Genomic DNA, 17,935 nt, shown 5'->3' on the forward strand with positions numbered 1-17,935 from the left:
AACAAGGAAAAAGTATGCAAAGACAAACTTGGAGCAATACGCTAACTTATATCCTTACAGTAGCAGGAGCGACTATTGGTTTTGGAGCCACTTGGCGTTTTCCATATCTAGTAGGTGAAAATGGGGGTGGTGCTTATGTTTTAGCCTTTTGTATAGCAATGATTTTCATAGGAATTCCTGTGATTTTAGTTGAAAATGTCATAGGAAGACGTAGAATGTTAAATTCAGTCGATGCCTTTGGTGGAAAAACAAGCGATGGGATCAAGATATCTAATTCTTGGCAAGGTGTTGGCTATATGGGGCTTTTGGGTAGTTTTGGGATTATGGCTTATTATATGGTAATAGGTGGATGGGTTTTAGCTTATATTTTTAAAATTATTATAGGAGATTTTAATATTTCAAGTCCTATTAATGCTCAATATACAAGTGATTTTTATAACTCAACCATAGAAAACAATCCTTTATTAATAGGAATTTTTACTACTATATTCGTAATAATTAATTGGATCATCTTAAAAAAAGGTGTAATTGATGGCATAGAAAAGTCAGTAAAATATCTTATGCCATTTTTGTTTATCTGTCTTTTGATAGTCGTTGCACGTAACTTAACACTTGAAGGAGCAAGTGAAGGTGTAAAATTTTATCTTACCCCTGATCTTTCTAAAATAACTCCTAAGTTATTTATAGATGTTTTAGGTCAAGTATTTTTTGCTCTATCTTTAGGTTTTGGTGTAATGATAACCCTATCATCTCATCTTAAAAAAAATGAGAATTTAATTAAAACTTCTGTTTATACTGGAATTTTAAATACCCTTATAGCAGTACTTGCTGGTTTTATGATTTTTCCAGCTTTATTTAGCGCAGGTTTAACTCCCGATAGTGGACCATCTTTGGTCTTTAAAACTTTACCTGTTGCTTTTTCGCATATACCTTTTGGAAGCGTAATTTGTGTATTTTTCTTTTTGCTTTTAATCATTGCCGCACTTACCACAAGCTTACCAATTTATCAAGTGATCATTAGCGTTTTAGAGGAAAAATTTAAACTAGCTAAAAACACCGCTATTAATCTAACACTTGGAAGTATTTTTCTACTAGGAAATTTACCTTGTATACTCACTTATGGTCCTTTAAAAGATATTACTATCATCAAAGGGAAAAATATTTTTGATAGTTTTGATTTTATTAGTGGAAATATATTCTTTGTTTTAACTGCATTTTTTTGTTGTATCTATGTAGGTTGGATACTAAAGAAAGACTCTATCTATGAACTTTCTAATCAAAATGCCTTAAAAGGAAGTATTTTTAAACTATGGTATTATTATGTTAAATTCATCATACCTTTGATTATTTTAGTGATTTTTTATTTTGGTATTTTTTAATTTATACTCATAACGCTTTAGCATGCTTATATTTCCCTCAAGACCTCCTTGATGGATATATAAGATTTTTCCATCAATCCGTTCTTTATGAGCCAGTAGTGTTTTAAAACCTACCATATCATAAAGCAAATCAAACTCCACTCCACATTCTTTTTTTAAATCTTGATAAAACTCATAAAATTCCAAATAGGGTTTAGCAAAATGATATTTTTTAGGCGGATTTAATATGGTTAAATTGCTAAAATCGTAACTTGGATCTAAAGTTAATATCTGCTCCTTTAAATACTCATTATCTCCCACACAAGCACAAGTAAAAACTTTAAATTTACTATGTTTGGCTAAAAAAGTAGCAGAAGTTCCTGTACCTGAAGGCAAAAAAATGCTTACATTTTCACTTAACTGCTCACTAAGCTCTAAGGCTAGTTGTTTATATCCAAATTCAGCCTCTTTTATAGCTACACCCTCTTCAATGAAAATATCATCATCTTTTTTTAAATCCAAAGCTTGCAACCTTCTTGTAAGATAACTTACATTTTCTACCAACTCAACATTATGTTTTAATGCAAATTCTAAATTTCCATGGGGATTTTCTTTTAAAAAAGAACTCATTTTTTCACAAACAAAGACAAGTGAAAAATCATTCTTATAACAAAACTTAGCCAAAGCAACCAAAGCATTACTTTGAGAAGATCCAAATGAGATAAATCTTTGTCCTTTTTTAAATAAATGTTTATTTTTTTCAAATAAGGCTAGTTTTCTAGCCTTATTTCCATTGATATAACCAAGTAAATCATCTCTTTTTAATAAAAATTCAAAATCTTTATATTTTAAAGTATCGATTCTACTTACTATCAAGGTATTTTTCAACCTTTTCCAAAGCATTGTTTGTATTAATATTAAACTTAATCTCTATTCTGCGACTTGCTTCTTTATCTTCTTTACCATCTTTCATAATTACATCAGAATACGATCTACCACTTGCCATTAGAAGCTTTTGCAACCTTGGATCTTTGTAAAATGAGTGTATAAAACTCATCACAGCATAAGCTCTTTTTTGCGATAAATCAAGATTATATATATAAGATCCAGAACTATCTGTGTGTCCTTCTATCACTATATTTTCTATACTATTTAGAATATTTTCATCTTTTAAAATACTATCAAAATATTGTGTTAATATAGCTTTTAAGTTTTCTTTTGCTTGAGCTTTTAAGGTAAAAGAATTTGTATCAAAAAGCACTTCAGAGGGTAAAACTATAGCACCTGAATTAGAATCTAGAGTAATGTTAGTATCAAATTTTGCTTGAAGATTTTTGATAGTATTTTCCTTGATTAAACCTAGTTCTTTGATTTTAAATTTTACATCATCAAAATTACGCTCTAACTCTTTAATCTCTTCATCTTTTTTGTTTAATCTTTCAAGTAAAGCAAAAATTTGTTGATCTTTTTCATCTAAACTTAAATTCAAATCTTGATTAAGCTTAGTAATATTAGCCTCTAAAGCTTGCTTTTGCTTGCTAATATCATCAAGTGTATTTGAAGTATTGTTTAGTTTTTGACTAAGATTTTTTAAAATATCTTCTTTTTGACTTAATTCTTCTTTGTTCTCTCTTAAACGTTCTTCTTGTTTTTGTAAATTTTCTTTTATAATTTGCAAATCACTTTGAGTTAAAACATACTTAACGACTATAGCTCCAATAAGCAAAATAAATACAAAAAGTAAACCTGCCATCAAGTCAGCATAGGCAATCCAAAAATTATTCTCTTCGTTATTGGAATTATTTTTTATCATCTATTGTTTCATCTTCTTTTTGATTTTCAAGCTTTGCTATCACTTGCGTAGTTTGTGCATCTAGTTCTTTGCTTTCTTCTTTAAATTCTTGCATTAGTGAAATTTTTTCATCAATATTTTTTTCATCTTCATATGCTTCTTTGAAAGTATGCATACCCTCTATAATACTTGCTCTAAAACCCTCAAAAAGTTTAGTTTGATTATCAAGCATAAGATTTTGATATTTTTCTATATTATTAGAAAAATTATTTACCTTTTCATCTAAAGCACTCACACTTTTATCTAAATGCATAATTTTATCTGAACTAACATCTAAAAGTCTATTGTATTGTTCTGAAATTCTTAAAGTTAAATCTTTTATGTTTGAATTTAACATATTTACTGCATTTGCAATTTCACTATAAGTTTTAACAATATCTTTTTGTTCTCTTTGAGTTTTAGATAAATCACTCATTGTTTGCTTAACATGTTCACTACTAAGCCTAACAGCTTTTTCTTCAGCATTAACAAGCTCTTGAAAAACTTTGAATTTTCTATCTATTGTATTATCTAGTTCTTTAAAAAATTCCTCATTGCTAACATGCTCAAAAATAGTTCCTATTTTTTCAAAATGCTGCAAACTTTCTTGAAGATATTTTCTATCTATTTCTTCTTTTGACCAAAAAAAATCGCTTGTTGCGTTTTTTTGACGATTTAAGAGTTTTTGAAATTTACTACTACCATATTTTTCAAAAAATATCCACCAAAGTGCTAGAAAAATTCCATAAATTGATACATAAAAAGCCGTTCCAACTCCATTTAACAAAACTGAAATTTCTTGTTCTAAACCTGCTGTATCGCTTGAATTAAAATTTGGCATAGACATGGCTATACTTATAAAGGTTCCTAAAATACCAAGCATAGGAAAAATAGCTGCTCCTACTGAAGCAAAGTTTTCATTTCTTAAATCTTTCATATAAGCATAAGCAAAATCATCAAAACTAGCATTTGATTTTGTTTCTTTACCTATAACTAAAAAATGTTTCATAATATAGCGTTTTAATATAAGCTTAAACTCATCTTTTTGTTGTTCAAAAATACTTGAAGCATAATCAGCGCTATGTCTTGCAAAAATCAATGCAATCAAAAAAATAATCCCTATCATTACAACACTATGTAATTCTACTTTAAAATCAATCTTTCCAAAGTATCCCAAAAGTACTAAAATGTATAATATAGTTGGAATAAAAACAATTTTTAAGTAAGCAATAATTCCTGTACTACCCTTTCCTTCTGGCAATACAAGATCAGAAAATTCATCAGCTGTTTTAACTTCCATTTCATAAACCTTTGTTAATTTTACTCTAAAAATTTAAAATCTTCACAGGAAAATCAACTAAGAGTTATAAAACTCTTAGTTTCTATCAATACAATTTAAATCACTAAAAGCACATTCTAAACGTTTGATCATACTTTCCTCACCCGCTCTAAGCCATACTCTTGGATCATAGTATTTTTTATTTGGCTTATCATCACCTTCTGGGTTACCTATTTGACCTTGTAAATAAGCTTTATTTTTAAATTCATATTCTCTGACACCATCCCAAAAAGCCCACTGAGTATCCGTATCAATGTTCATTTTAATCACGCCATAGCTAAGCGCAGCTTTAATATCTTCTATATCGCTACCACTACCACCATGGAAAACAAAATTAATCGGTTTTTCTTCTTGGAGATTGAATTTTTCTTTTACATAATTTTGAGAGTTTTTAAGAATTTCTGGTCTTAAAACTACATTACCTGGTTTATATACCCCATGTACATTCCCAAAACTAGCTGCAATTGAAAATCTATTACTGATTTTGGAAAGTCTCTCGTAAGCTAAAGCTACATCCTCGGGTTGAGTATATAATTTTGCATTATCAATATTAGTATTATCTACTCCATCTTCTTCACCACCTGTACATCCCAACTCAAGCTCTAAAGAAATTCCAAGCTCAGACATTTGTTTTAAATAATTTTCACAAGTACTCAAATTACTCTCTAAGTCCTCTTCGCTTAAATCAATCATATGAGAGCTAAACAAAGGTTTACCTGTTTCTTTTTTAAACTCAATATTTGCTTCAATTAAAGCATCAATCCAAGGAAGTAATTTTCTAGCAGCATGGTCGGTATGCAAAATCACTGGAATTCCATAAGCTTTTGCCATTAAATGCACATGTCTTGCACCGCTTATTGCGCCAAGTACATCAGCTTTTGGACAAGATTTTCCAGCAACAAATTTAGCCCCACCATTTGAAAACTGAATAATAACAGGTGAATTAACTTTTTTAGCACTTTCTAAAACCGCATTAATAGAATTTGTCCCTACGACATTCACCGCAGGGATAGCAAAACCTTCTTTTTTTGCATAATCATATACGATATTTAGATCATCACCACTTAAAACACCTGGCTTGACAAGATCTAATACACCCATTATTTATATTCCACTTTTGCTTTTTTGCGAAGATCTTCAGCTTTTTTAGTCATAAGTTCTTTAAATTCTTCCATCTTGATAGTTCCTTCAATACCAGCTTTTACTTCATTATAACTCATAGTACTTTTTGCTCTTGCATCTTCTTTTAAGATAATATGGTATCCAAAATCACTTTTAACTGGAGTTTTAGAAATAGTGCCTTTTTTCATGGAAAAAGCTGCATCTGCAAATGGTTTTACCATAGTTGATTCAGCAAACCAACCAAGATCACCACCTTGAGCCGATGAGCCTTTATCTATTGATTTTTCTTTTGCAAGCTGAGCAAATTTGTCTGTTAAAGCTTTTCCGCTTAGCTTGTTAAGCTGAGCTATGATATCTTTAGCTTCTTTTTCATCAGTTACTAAGATATGTCTAGCTTTTACTTGAGCTGGTTTGGTAAATTTATCTTTATTTGATTCATAATATTTTTTAGCTTTAGAATCATTATTTTTAATTGAATCAAAAATTTTCTTTTGGTAGATATTTACCATTATAGCTTCTTTGGCACGTTCTAATTCTTCTTTATATAAAGGATCGCTTTCAATTTTTTGAGCCTTAGCATCCTTTAATACAAGTTGTTGAATGATATATTGATCAATAATTGCTTTTTTTTGTTCAGCTGGTAAATCAGTGATTTTAGCACCTCTTAACATAGGAGCAAAAAATTCATTTACTTCTGTATCGCTAATATTGTTTCCATCAAGAGTTGCAACCACTGCAGCATTTAAACTCAAACCTGTTAATAAAGCCGCAGCAACTAAAGAAATTTTTTTCATTGTTTTTTCCTTTGAAATAGTTTTGTTAATTTTATTATATCTAAACTTTATTTAAAGCCGATTAACATACAATAAGTTTTATGAAAAGAAATTTAGAAATCAAAGAATTATTTTTACAACATTTTGGACAGGCAAAGACAGAATTAGTTTTTAATAATGCCTACGAACTTATAGTTTGTGTTATGCTCTCAGCTCAATGTACCGACAAAAGAGTTAATCTCATCACACCGGATTTATTTAAAACCTACCCTAGTGTACAAGATTTGGCCAAGGCAAATTTATCATCTTTAAAACTTTTAATTAACTCTTGTTCATTTTATAACAATAAAGCACAAAATTTGATCAAAATGGCTAAGGCAGTATGCGAACAATTTAACGGTGAAATTCCTATGAATGAACAAGATTTAAAAAGTTTAGCAGGAGTGGGACAAAAAACCGCACATGTTGTTATGATTGAATGGTGCGGAGCTAATTGTATGGCTGTAGATACACATGTATTTAGAGTTTCACACAGACTTAATCTTAGTAAGGCTAGAACTCCTGAAGAGACAGAAAAAGATTTAACTAAAATTTTTAAAGACAATCTAAACTATCTTCATCAAGCCATGGTACTTTTTGGACGCTATACTTGCAAGGCTAAAAATCCTTTATGCAAAGAGTGCTTTTTAAATCATTTATGCAAAAGTAAAGATAAGAAAAATTAATCTAGCAACAAAATGCTAGATTAAACATTTTTAATGAAAAAATGGCAAGTACAAAAAAGCATTGATCACTAAAGCATTTACTATATCTATAAAAAATGCACCTACCAAAGGAACAATAATAAATGCCATATGACTCATACCATAATGATTAGTAACAGTTTGCATATTTACCATAGCTGTTGGAGTAGCACCTAAACCAAAACCACAATGTCCTGCCGCTAAAACTGCTGCATCATAATCTTTCCCGCACACTCTAAAAGTAACAAATATAGCATAAGCAGCCATCATAGCAACTTGTACTACTAAAATTACTAGCATTGGTAAAGCAAGGGTAACTAGATCCCAAAGATTAATAGTCATTAACGCTAAAGCCAAGAATAAAGATAAGCTTACATTACCTAAAACTGATACTTCTCTATCAAACACATGGTGAATTTTTGTAGCTGATAAAACATTTCTTAAAACAACACCCACAAAAAGACAATACACAAAAGTTGGTAAAGTAAAACCTGTATTTGTTTTAATATAAGTAGATAAAGCACTACCTATTAATAAACACAAAGCAATCAATGCTAAAGACTCTATAAAAGAAGAAGGGGTGATCAATCTTTCTTTTTCTGGAGATTGGAAATTTAAAATTGCATCTTTATCATCATTTTGTTTTGGAACCACTAATTTATGCTTATTAACCAAATATCTTGCAACAGGACCACCTATGATACCACCTGAAATAAGTCCAAAAGTCGCACAAGCAATCGCAACGGTAGTTGCACTAGAATACAAATAAGGCTCTTTAATAAATTCAGCCGCCCAAGCTGCACCTGTACCATGACCACCACTCATTGTAACAGAACCTGCTATAAGTCCCATTAGTGGATTTTGCCCCATAGCGCTTGCAACACCTATGCCAACAATATTTTGAGCAAAAAGCAAACCTACAACTACAACTAAAAAAATTGCTAATTTCTTACCACCTTTTTTAAGCGAAGCAAAATCAGCCAATAAACCAATACTTGAAAAAAATGCAAGCATTAAAGGATCTTTCATAGATTCATCAAATTTAATGTCCAATGAAAAAGAACTATGTAAGATTAAAAGAATAATTGCAGCAATACCACCACCAACAACAGGTTCAGGAATATTATAATCTCGAAGGAATTTCACCCTTTTAATAACAAAAACACCTAGAAGCAATACTGCAACCATAGCAACTAAGGTTGCATAAAAATCAAATTTCATATTTCTCCTTTTTGTTTGATTTATCCATTAATTTTATTCTAAATGGCTTTAAAACAATACAAATAATCACATTCTTTATTTAAAACATTACAAAATGAAACATTTTTAAGTTTTTTACTCTGAAATTAACACTATATTATGATATAAATTAATGTTTTTTAATAAAGATAGTTTTGCTCTACTAAGTTCTTGAAACGAGCTAATAAGCAAAGCGTCTGCATCAAGATAATCTTTTAATTCATTACGACCTAATTCATATTTTTCAAAATATAATTGTGTAATTTTTGCTTGATTAATATTAATATCTTTTACCAAATTTAACAAATCACTATAATATCTATCATTTTCATAACAAAGCTTAAATTCATTGATAGCTCTTTGTAGCACATCTTTATATTCATATAAGCGCACTTGATATGCTAATTCAGAAATTTTCACATTTTGTTTTACTCTATAAAAATCTAAAAATGGCAAATCAATAGCAACATTTCCACCTAAGATTAAAAATTTAAAACTCTCATCTATATTCTTATTGCTTCCATCTAAATTTCCTAATATTTTTATACTAGGTAAAATATTTTTTTGCACACTTGTATAATCTTTATAAGAAGCCATAAGTTGATTTAATTTTGCCTGAACTTGTGGCCTATAAGCAAGTATTTTTAAAGCTACATCAAAATTAATTTTTTGCAAAGAAAAATCTTCAAGAGTATAATTTAGCATTTTATTAATCAAAAAATCATCTTCTTTACCTAATAAATCTTTTAAATTTTTAAAAGTCAAATCTTTATTTTGTAAATTTGTAATGATATTTTGCTTAGTATTTAATAAGGATTTTTTGATATTTAAAAGATCAATATACTCAACCTTGCCATAATCAAATTTAGTAGCATAAATTTCTAGCATTTGCTCAAGATTTCTCAAATGATCATTTAGCAAACGATCAACATCATTAAAATAAATAAATTCAAAGATACTATTAATCGCTAAATTAATCGTATCAAGTTCTAATGAACGCAACTCATATTCACTTGCTTTTGCTAAAAACTCAGAACTTGCAACTTGATCTGAAATTTTACCATATATATCAAGTTCATAATTTAACATGATACCGTTGGAAAAATTATGTGACTCTAAACCATTGTTTAAATTTTTTCTTATATTTGCACCTAAATTTCCACTCAAAGTAGGATAAAGATCTAATTTTAAAAGTTTATACTTTGCTAAAGTACTCAAAAAATTAACCCTTGCTACATTTAAATCCTTGTTGTTATCAACAATTGCTTTTAAAACATTATTTAAATCTTGATTATTATACTTTTCCCACCAAGCCTTACTTGCATTAAATTCTTCAAAATATTCTTTTTTTATATATTCTTGAGATACTTGCTCTAATTTTACACCCATGCAAGCATTTAAAAAAAAGGCTACAAAACATAGTAAAAATATTCTCATTTTATTCCTTTGACAAAGCACTAATAGGATTTAAATTCGCAGCATTTTTAGCTGGAAAAAATCCAAAAATAACACCAATTAAAACAGAACTTAAAAGTCCTAAAAATACTGAATTTAATGAAAGAATCATAGTAAAGCCAATATTTAACGAATTAAACACTTCAATAATCACAAAAGAAAGCATTACTCCAAAAATAGCACCCAAGGAGCAAATCAACACAGCTTCAATTAAAAATTGCATTAAAATATCTTCTTTTCTAGCTCCAATAGCCATTCTTACACCAATTTCTCTTGTACGCTCACTCACCGAAACTAACATAATATTCATTACACCAATACCACCTACTATCAAAGACACCACTGCAATAGAAGAAATTAACAAGGTTAAAGTGGCAGTATTTTCCTCTATAGCATTTTTAATCGCATCTGAATTAATAGTGAAAAAATCTTTTTTACCGCGTTTAATTTCTAAAATTTTTACCATTGCTTCTTCAGCTAAAGCTGGATTTACCTCATCTTTTACTTTAGTTACTATAGCTCTTATTTGTTTATCACCTGTGATTTTATTCATTAAAGTTGTATAAGGAGTGTAAATTTTAATGGTATTTTCATCTGGCTTAAAGCCTTTATTATCCCTTTCTTTCTTTAAAACCCCAACTATAGTTAAAGGTTGTTTATCAAAGATGATACTTTTTCCCAAAACATTTTTAGCACCATCATTGTCAAATAAAAATCTCAGAGCATTTTCATCAACTATACAAATATTAGAATTATCTTTGATATCTTCATTGTTAATAAATCTACCATCTACCATCACAAAACCTCTAAGTCTTAAATGATTTGGTCCTACTCCATGAATTCTAGCTTGTAAAGAATTATTCTTATAAGTTACAACCCCTACTTTACCCACATCTGCTTCAACAGCTTCTAAATAAGGCAAAGAATTTAAAGTTTTTAAATCACTTAAGTTAAGCCTTGTTCTACCTGATCTGATGTCTCCTAAGCCACGCCCTGAAACAACCTCTATAGTATTAGTTCCTATGGAACTAATAGAAGCAAGTATGTTTTGCTGAGCTCCAAGACCCAAAGCAACCACGCAAACAACTGAGGCTATACCTATTATAATACCAAGCATAGTAAGCAAAGAGCGAAGCTTATGTGCTATGATGGCAGCTATAGACATTTTTAAACTTTCAAAAAGCTGATTTTTAAGTAAATTAAAACTTTTTTTCTCTTTTGGCATTAATTTAGCTGTAAAATATTCTGCTTTTTTTGCACCATTATCACTAATAATCTTACCATCTTTGATTTCTATAACCCTTTTTGCTCTAGCTGCAATTTCTCTATCATGAGTTACTAAAACTACAGTATGTCCTTGCTCGTTTAATTTATTTAAAATTTCTAAAACTATTTTACCGCTTTTAGAATCAAGTGCGCCTGTTGGCTCATCTGCTAAAATAAGTTCCCCGCCATTCATTAAAGCTCTTGCTATGGAAACTCTTTGCTGTTGCCCACCACTTAATTCATTTGGTCTAGAAAATTCTTTATGATCAAGTTCTAAAAAAGAAAGTAATTCTTTAGCTCTTTGCAAGCGTTCTTGTTTATTTTTACCCGCATAAACAGCTGGTAAAGCTACATTATCTTTAGCACTTAAAAGACTAAGTAAGTTATATCTTTGAAAAATAAAGCCAATTTTTTCGCGTCTAATCCTTGCTTTTTCATCTTTGCTTAAACTAGTAACTTCAAATTGATCTAAAAAATATTTCCCACTACTTGGCTCATCAAGTGTGCCTATAATATTTAAAAGAGAAGTTTTTCCACTACCTGATTGTCCAATGATTGCTACAAATTCTCCTTTTTGAATGCAAAGATTAATATTTTCTAAAATAACTGTATTGTTAATCTTTTTTTGTACATTTTCTAAGTATATCATTTTTTATTTTTACCTATGATGATCAAATCACCTTCATTTATTCCATCTAAAATTTGAGTATTTAAACTGTCTTTAATACCTAATTTTACAGGTGTTTTTATACTTATATTATTTGCTTTTAAGATTTCTACATAATAACCATTTGAATCACTCTTTATTGCTAAAGTTGGTATAATTAAAGTATCATTTTCTGTTTTAATGGCGATTTCATTTTCTGTGCTCATACCTATGCGTAAAAAATTATTATCATTTTTCACAAAAACTCTAGCATAATAATACACAGCACTAGAACTTGTGTTAGAATTTGAATTTAAATTAGTATTGCTTGTCGCATCTGTTATGGTAGTATTTGCCGGATCAATACTTGAGATAATAGCTTCATATTTTTTATCTGGTTCATTCAAAATACTAAATTTAACTTTTTTTCCTATACTAATTTTATTTATATCAGCTTCAGCTATTTGCATGCGAATTTCCATTTCACTTAAATCAGCCAAACGCACTATACTTGGTGTGTTTTGATTTGCATTTACAGTTTGACCTTCTTCAACAGCTACGTTGATAATTTCGCCTTTACTAGGTGCAGTTATCGTAGTATAAGCTAAATCTTTTTGAGCATTTTTTAAAGAAATTTCAAGTTGAGTTGTTTGAGCTTTTAAATCAGCTACATTAGCTTTTAAGGCATAAAAAGTATTTTTTAAATTTTCAAGATTTTCTAAAGAAGTGGCTTTTTTTTCATAAAGCTTTTGTTCTCTTTGATATTGTTTGGTAGCTATATCAAGGGCTATTTTTTTACTTTCTAAATTTGCTTTTGCACTTTCAAGCTGAGCTTTTGTAATATCTAAATCATTTTGCTGTTTATCTTTGTCAATTTGTGCTATTAAATCGCCCTCATTAACATGATCGCCCAATTTCACATAAAGCTTAGTAATTTGTCCACTAACTTGTGCACCAACATCTACTTGAGTTTTTGCATAAACTTCACCAATTGCTTCTATACTTTGAGTAATATCTTGTTTTTTAACTTCATAAGTTAGGTAATTATATTCTTCTTTTTTTGCAAAAAAGAAAAAATACACCCCACCAATGAGTATAATCAAAAATACACTTAAATAAATTATTTTTTTCATTTTTTACCTTTTTAAAATTAATATTAAAACATTTTTGTGAAGCAAAAATAAAATTATATCAACAAAATATAATTTTAACATTTTTCAAAGCATTTAAAATATAATATAAAACAAAAAAAGGAATACCAATGAAAAACTATTTAAAATTAATGCAAAATCGCTCTTCAATACGATCATACACCAAAGAAAAAATTTCTAGAGAAAATTTAGAATACATTTTGGAATGTGCTAGATTATCACCTAGTTCTTTAGGGCTTGAACCATGGAAATTTTTAGTCTTTCAAAAAGATAAAAACAAACAAGAAATTGCCAAAATAGCTAATAATCAAAGCCATGTAGCAAATTGTGCTGCTATTATAGTTGTGATTTCAAGGGCTGATTTTAAAGATTATTTTGAAGAAAAACTAAAAAAACGTGGTTTAAATCAAGAAGATTTAAACAAACGCTTGCAAACTTATAAACCATTTTTAGAAGCAATGGATTTAGAACAAAGTTTTATTTATGCAAAAGAACAAAGCTATATAGCTATAACAAATATTGTTAACGCTGCTTATAGTTTAAATTTAGGCTCATGTATCATCGGTGGATTTAATAAAGAAAAAATCAATCAATATTTAAATTTAGACACTACCAAACAAAGAGTATCTATGCTTATTACTCTAGGACATATCCAAGAAAATATTAGCGTAGAAAAAGCTCGTTTTGCATTTGATGAAGTGGTAGAATTTAAAGATTAATCAAATATCAAAACTCCATTTAAATTTTATATAATAAAATAATATTTTAAAATAAAATGGAGTTTTTAATGCAAGAAAAATTTTTAAAGATTTTTGGCGTATTGCCATTTTTAACAGTAGCTTTTATTAATGCTTTTGTAGATTTAGGACACAAAATCATTATACAAAACACTATCTATAAATTTTACGAAGATAGCACTCAGCTTTTTCTAACTGCTATTGTCAATGCTTTAATGCTTTTACCTTTTATCCTTATGCTTTCGCCTTCTGGATTTTTAGCAGATAAATTTCCTAAAAATAAAATCATGAAAATATCCGCATTATTTTCAGTCATATTAACCTGTATTATTTGTTTGTGTTATTATCTTGGGGCATTTTGGCTTGCCTTTATAATGACTTTTATCATGGGAGTGCAATCTGCCTTATATTCTCCTGCAAAATATGGCTTTATAAAAGAATTAGTAGGAAAAGAACTTTTGGCTATGGGAAATGGAGCTGTAAATGCTGTAAGTATTGTGGCTATTTTAGCCGGTATGGCGGTATTTTCCCTAAGTTTTGAAATACTTTTTGAGCCGAATTTTAATACTCCTTCAGATATTTTAACACAAATTGCACCTTTGGGTTTTGTACTAATAGCTTTTGCTTTATTAGAACTTTTTTTAGCCTATAAACTTCCTAGTTTAAAAGAAGAAAATAAAAACTTAAGTTTTGATAAAAAACAATATTTTCAAGGAAAGCTTTTAGTGTCTAATTTAAAAACAATATTTTCTCATAAAATCATTTGGCTTTGTATTGTAGGAATTTCGTTTTTTTGGGCTATATCACAGCTTTATTTAGTGAGTTTTCCTATATATGCAAAAAATGATCTTTTTATAGAAAATACTTTTTATGTGCAATGCTCTTTAGCTTTTTCTGGTATAGGGGTGATTATAGGATCACTTATTAGCGGTAAGTTTTCTAAAAATTACATCGAATTAGGCCTTATACCGCTAGGTGCTTTAGGGGTTTTTCTAATGAGTATTTTAATACCATTTTTAGAAACTTTACTAAGCTATAGTGTGGTGTTTTTTATTTTTGGTTTAAGTGGAGCATTTTTTATCATACCTTTAAACTCTCTCATACAATTTCACTCTAGAGAAAACGAATTGGGAAAAGTTTTAGCAGGAAATAATTTTGTACAAAATATTTTTATGTTAGGGTTTTTAGCACTAGCTACTTTTAGTGCTTATTTAGAAATACAAGTAATAAATTTATTTTATTTTATTATAGCAGTAGCATTTTTTGGAAGTATCTATGTGCTAAGTAAATTACCTTTTTCTTTAGTACGTTTGTTAATGAGTATGGCATTTTTTCAACGTTATCGTTTATTGGTAGAAGGTTTTGAGAATATTCCTGAAAAAGGTGGAGCATTATTGCTTGGTAATCATATATCTTTTATAGACTGGGCTATAGTGCAAATGGCTATACCAAGAAAAATCTATTTTGTTATGGAAAAAAGCATTTATTCTAAGTGGTATATTAAAATTTTTCTTGATAAATTTGGAGTTATTCCTGTTTCAAGCACTTCTAGTAAATCAAGCTTAGAGCTTATTGCTATGCATATTAAAAATGGAAATTTAGTTTGTCTTTTTCCAGAAGGTGTGCTTTCACGCCATGGTCAACTAAATGAATTTAAAGGTGGTTTTGAGTTAGTTTGCTCAAAATTAGAAGAACAAGATGGAGTGATTTTGCCTTTTTATATTAGAGGACTTTGGGGAAGCACTTTTTCAAGAAGTGATGAAGAATTTTCAGCAAGAAATCGTAAAATAAGTAAAAGAAAAATCGCCATTGCTTTTGGAAAAAGTTTACCAATACACTCTAAAAAAGAAGTAGTTAAAGCAAAGGTTTTTGAACTTTCTTTTATTGCTTGGAAATCTCAATGTGAAAGTATGCATACCATAGCTAGAGCTTGGATAGATAGTGCTAAAAGAAATTTAAGTCAAATTGCTATTGTTGATCCTTTAATAGGTGGTATTACTTATAGAAAAATGCTTGCTTTAAGCTTGATTTTTAGTTCTTTTATAAAAAACAGATCACATGAACTAAACATACAACCTATTCAGGGAAGCTATACTCCAAAAGAAGAATGTATAGGAATTTTACTCCCTGCTTCTATGGCTAGCTCCCTTTGCAATCTAGCTGTATTACTTGCAAATAAAATCGTGGTAAATTTAAATTTCACAGCAGGTGTAAAAGCGATTAATCAAGCTATTCAAAGCTCTCAAATTCAACAAATTTATACTTCTAGAAAATTTATGGAAAAACTAGAGAATAAAGGTATAAAATTAGAATTTGAAGAACATGTTAGAATCATCTTTATGGAAGATGTTATCGCAAGCTTTAAAAGACAAAAACTCAAAATCTTTTCTATACTTGCTTTAGTAAGCATCTTACCTACTTGTTTAATAAAGGCATTATTTGCACCTAATAAGCAAAACCTTGCCATAGCTGCTATATTATTTAGTAGCGGTAGTGAGGGAGCACCTAAGGGGGTAATGCTAAACAATCGCAATATCTTAAGCAATATAGCTCAAATTTCAGATGTATTATGTGCAAAAAATGAAGATGTTGTTTTATCTTCTTTACCACCTTTTCATGCTTTTGGATTAACTGTAACTACTTTTATGCCTTTACTAGAAGGAATTAAAAGCATAACACATGCTGATCCAACAGATGCACTAGGTGTAGCAAAAGCTATAGTAAAAAATAATGTTAGCATTATGTGTGCTACTTCAACTTTTTTAGGTATTTATGCAAGAAATAAAAAACTTGATGCAATTATGTTTGAAAGCTTAAGGATTATCGTCTCAGGTGCTGAAAAACTCAAAAGTGAAGTAAGAAGTGCTTTTGAGATGAAATTTAAAAAACCTATCTTTGAAGGCTATGGGGCTACTGAAACCACTCCGGTTGCAAGTGTAAATTTACCAAATAAATTTGATTCTGATTATTGGATTTTACACCGTGCAAATAAAGAAGGCAGTGTAGGCATGCCTTTGCCAGGAAGTGCTATACGCATAGTAGATCCATCTACTTATGAAAGTTTAAATCACGGAGAAGATGGATTAATACTCATTGGTGGTCATCAGGTTATGGTGGGTTATTTAAACAATAAAGAAAAAACCGATGAAGTTATCAAAGAAATCGATGGCATACGCTGGTACAATACCGGCGATAAAGGTCATGTAGATGAGGATGGCTTTTTATATATAGTAGATCGTTATTCTCGTTTTGCAAAAATTGGTGGCGAGATGATATCTTTAGGAGCTTTAGAAGAAGAAATTGCTAAATTTATCAATACAGATGTAGTAAAATTTTGTGCAGTAGCACTAGATGATGATAAAAAAGGTGAAATGGTGTGCTTGTTAATAGAATGTCAAGATCAAGACTTTGAAGGAATTTGTGAGGCAATTAAAAACTCTACTATGCCTGCTATTTTCAAACCAAGTAAATATTTTAAAGTAGAACAAATTCCACTTTTAGGTTCTGGTAAAGTGGATTTAAAAGGTGCTAAAGATTTAGCTAAAATCTTACAAACTCATTAAAATAAGCCTTTGGCTTATTTTAATTCTAAGTTAATCTTAACAAATGTTCTCTTTCATACTTTTTTCTAATTTTGCACATTTTTCATCATAAAATCTATAATCTCATCTCAATTTTCTTCATTATAAGAATTAATTCTTTTTCACAAGCTCTTTTTTCTTCTAATCTTTGCTATCTATATAAAGTTTAACTCTGACTCGATCTTTATTAACAATGAGAACATACCAACAAAACCTTACTCCATTTTCTACTTTAATCCATTTTGCTAGTTATTCTTACACTTCTTTTCTAAAAATTTATTGCTACTAAAATAATATATTGTTATTAACCTTTTATATTTAATATTAGTTTTCTTTGTCAATACCAAAAATCTGTATAATTTTTTTCTGTAATTTTCACTTACTAAATACTATTAGTAAATTTTTGATATCACTCTTACTAAAAGCAGAACAATAAAAAACCTACCTAAATGTTTGTCAAGTCATATCTCTTTTCCGCTATCATCTCGTTTATTCTCTAATGATTACAAAATCACTTTCTTTATCTAAAGCTAATAGATCTAATCTTTCATTTATACATTAAAATCTTAAAATTCTTTCTGTAAATTTTAAATCTTTAAAACTTTCTTCTGGCAATTTTGTAATGGAATTTTCTAGTTTATTTATCTTATAATGAATTAGGTTTTTTTAAAATTCTTAATGGATTTTATTAAAA

13 protein-coding genes are annotated in these 17,935 nt (G+C 29.1%); 4 read left to right on the top strand and 9 right to left on the bottom strand.

Going from position 1 to position 17,935, the window contains the following annotated elements; genetic code table 11:
- The first annotated feature begins 14 nt into the window (after window positions 1-14).
- Window positions 15-1,379 carry a sodium-dependent transporter gene (locus CORN_RS04935; protein WP_066006514.1) on the top strand — a complete coding sequence of 455 codons (1,365 nt, stop codon included), beginning with the start codon at window positions 15-17 and terminating at the stop codon, window positions 1,377-1,379.
- Here the strand turns inward: CORN_RS04935 and CORN_RS04940 are convergent.
- From CORN_RS04940 to CORN_RS04960, 5 genes are all read right to left on the bottom strand, one after another.
- The gene (locus CORN_RS04940) at window positions 1,350-2,234 is read right to left on the bottom strand and encodes a 1-aminocyclopropane-1-carboxylate deaminase (protein WP_094750258.1); all 885 of its coding nucleotides are present in this window, start codon (window positions 2,232-2,234) and stop codon (window positions 1,350-1,352) included. The genes CORN_RS04935 and CORN_RS04940 overlap by 30 nt on opposite strands.
- Window positions 2,221-3,171 (bottom strand): OmpA family protein, encoded by a 951-nt coding sequence (locus CORN_RS04945; RefSeq protein ID WP_066006510.1) that lies wholly within the window; start codon window positions 3,169-3,171, stop codon window positions 2,221-2,223. Before CORN_RS04945 ends, CORN_RS04940 begins: the two co-directional genes overlap by 14 nt.
- Window positions 3,158-4,489: a MotA/TolQ/ExbB proton channel family protein gene (locus tag CORN_RS04950; protein WP_066006508.1), complete on the bottom strand. Its 1,332-nt coding sequence runs from the start codon at window positions 4,487-4,489 to the stop codon at window positions 3,158-3,160. The genes CORN_RS04945 and CORN_RS04950 overlap by 14 nt, the downstream gene beginning before the upstream one ends.
- Before the next feature lie 75 nt (window positions 4,490-4,564).
- Window positions 4,565-5,629, bottom strand: a complete 1,065-nt coding sequence (gene fbaA, locus CORN_RS04955) for a class II fructose-bisphosphate aldolase (protein WP_066006506.1) — start codon at window positions 5,627-5,629, stop codon at window positions 4,565-4,567.
- On the bottom strand, window positions 5,629-6,444 hold the full coding sequence (locus CORN_RS04960; protein ID WP_066006504.1) for a peptidylprolyl isomerase: 816 nt from the start codon (window positions 6,442-6,444) through the stop codon (window positions 5,629-5,631). Before CORN_RS04960 ends, fbaA begins: the two co-directional genes overlap by 1 nt.
- Window positions 6,445-6,524: 80 nt before the next feature.
- Here CORN_RS04960 and nth point away from each other — a divergent pair, with 80 nt between their 5' ends.
- On the top strand, window positions 6,525-7,148 hold the full coding sequence (gene nth / locus CORN_RS04965; RefSeq protein WP_066006502.1) for an endonuclease III: 624 nt from the start codon (window positions 6,525-6,527) through the stop codon (window positions 7,146-7,148).
- A gap of 30 nt (window positions 7,149-7,178) precedes the next feature.
- Here nth and gltS read toward each other — a convergent pair whose 3' ends face one another.
- The 4 genes from gltS to CORN_RS04985 form a co-directional block, all read right to left on the bottom strand.
- Window positions 7,179-8,387 (bottom strand): sodium/glutamate symporter, encoded by a 1,209-nt coding sequence (gene gltS, locus CORN_RS04970; RefSeq protein ID WP_066006500.1) that lies wholly within the window; start codon window positions 8,385-8,387, stop codon window positions 7,179-7,181.
- A 114-nt stretch (window positions 8,388-8,501) separates the two neighbouring features.
- On the bottom strand, window positions 8,502-9,842 hold the full coding sequence (locus CORN_RS04975; RefSeq protein WP_066006499.1) for a TolC family protein: 1,341 nt from the start codon (window positions 9,840-9,842) through the stop codon (window positions 8,502-8,504).
- Between the two features lies 1 nt (window position 9,843).
- Window positions 9,844-11,775, bottom strand: coding sequence for an ABC transporter permease (locus CORN_RS04980; protein WP_066006498.1), 1,932 nt, complete (start codon window positions 11,773-11,775; stop codon window positions 9,844-9,846).
- On the bottom strand, window positions 11,772-12,905 hold the full coding sequence (locus CORN_RS04985) for an efflux RND transporter periplasmic adaptor subunit (RefSeq protein WP_066006497.1): 1,134 nt from the start codon (window positions 12,903-12,905) through the stop codon (window positions 11,772-11,774). The genes CORN_RS04980 and CORN_RS04985 overlap by 4 nt, the downstream gene beginning before the upstream one ends.
- A 128-nt stretch (window positions 12,906-13,033) precedes the next feature.
- Here CORN_RS04985 and CORN_RS04990 point away from each other — a divergent pair, with 128 nt between their 5' ends.
- The gene (locus CORN_RS04990) at window positions 13,034-13,642 is read left to right on the top strand and encodes a nitroreductase family protein (RefSeq protein WP_066006496.1); all 609 of its coding nucleotides are present in this window, start codon (window positions 13,034-13,036) and stop codon (window positions 13,640-13,642) included.
- A gap of 68 nt (window positions 13,643-13,710) precedes the next feature.
- On the top strand, window positions 13,711-17,223 hold the full coding sequence (locus tag CORN_RS04995) for an acyl-[ACP]--phospholipid O-acyltransferase (RefSeq protein WP_066006492.1): 3,513 nt from the start codon (window positions 13,711-13,713) through the stop codon (window positions 17,221-17,223).
- Window positions 17,224-17,935 lie beyond the last annotated feature (712 nt).

Source organism: Campylobacter ornithocola (genome assembly GCF_013201605.1).
Lineage (GTDB): Bacteria > Campylobacterota > Campylobacteria > Campylobacterales > Campylobacteraceae > Campylobacter_D > Campylobacter_D ornithocola.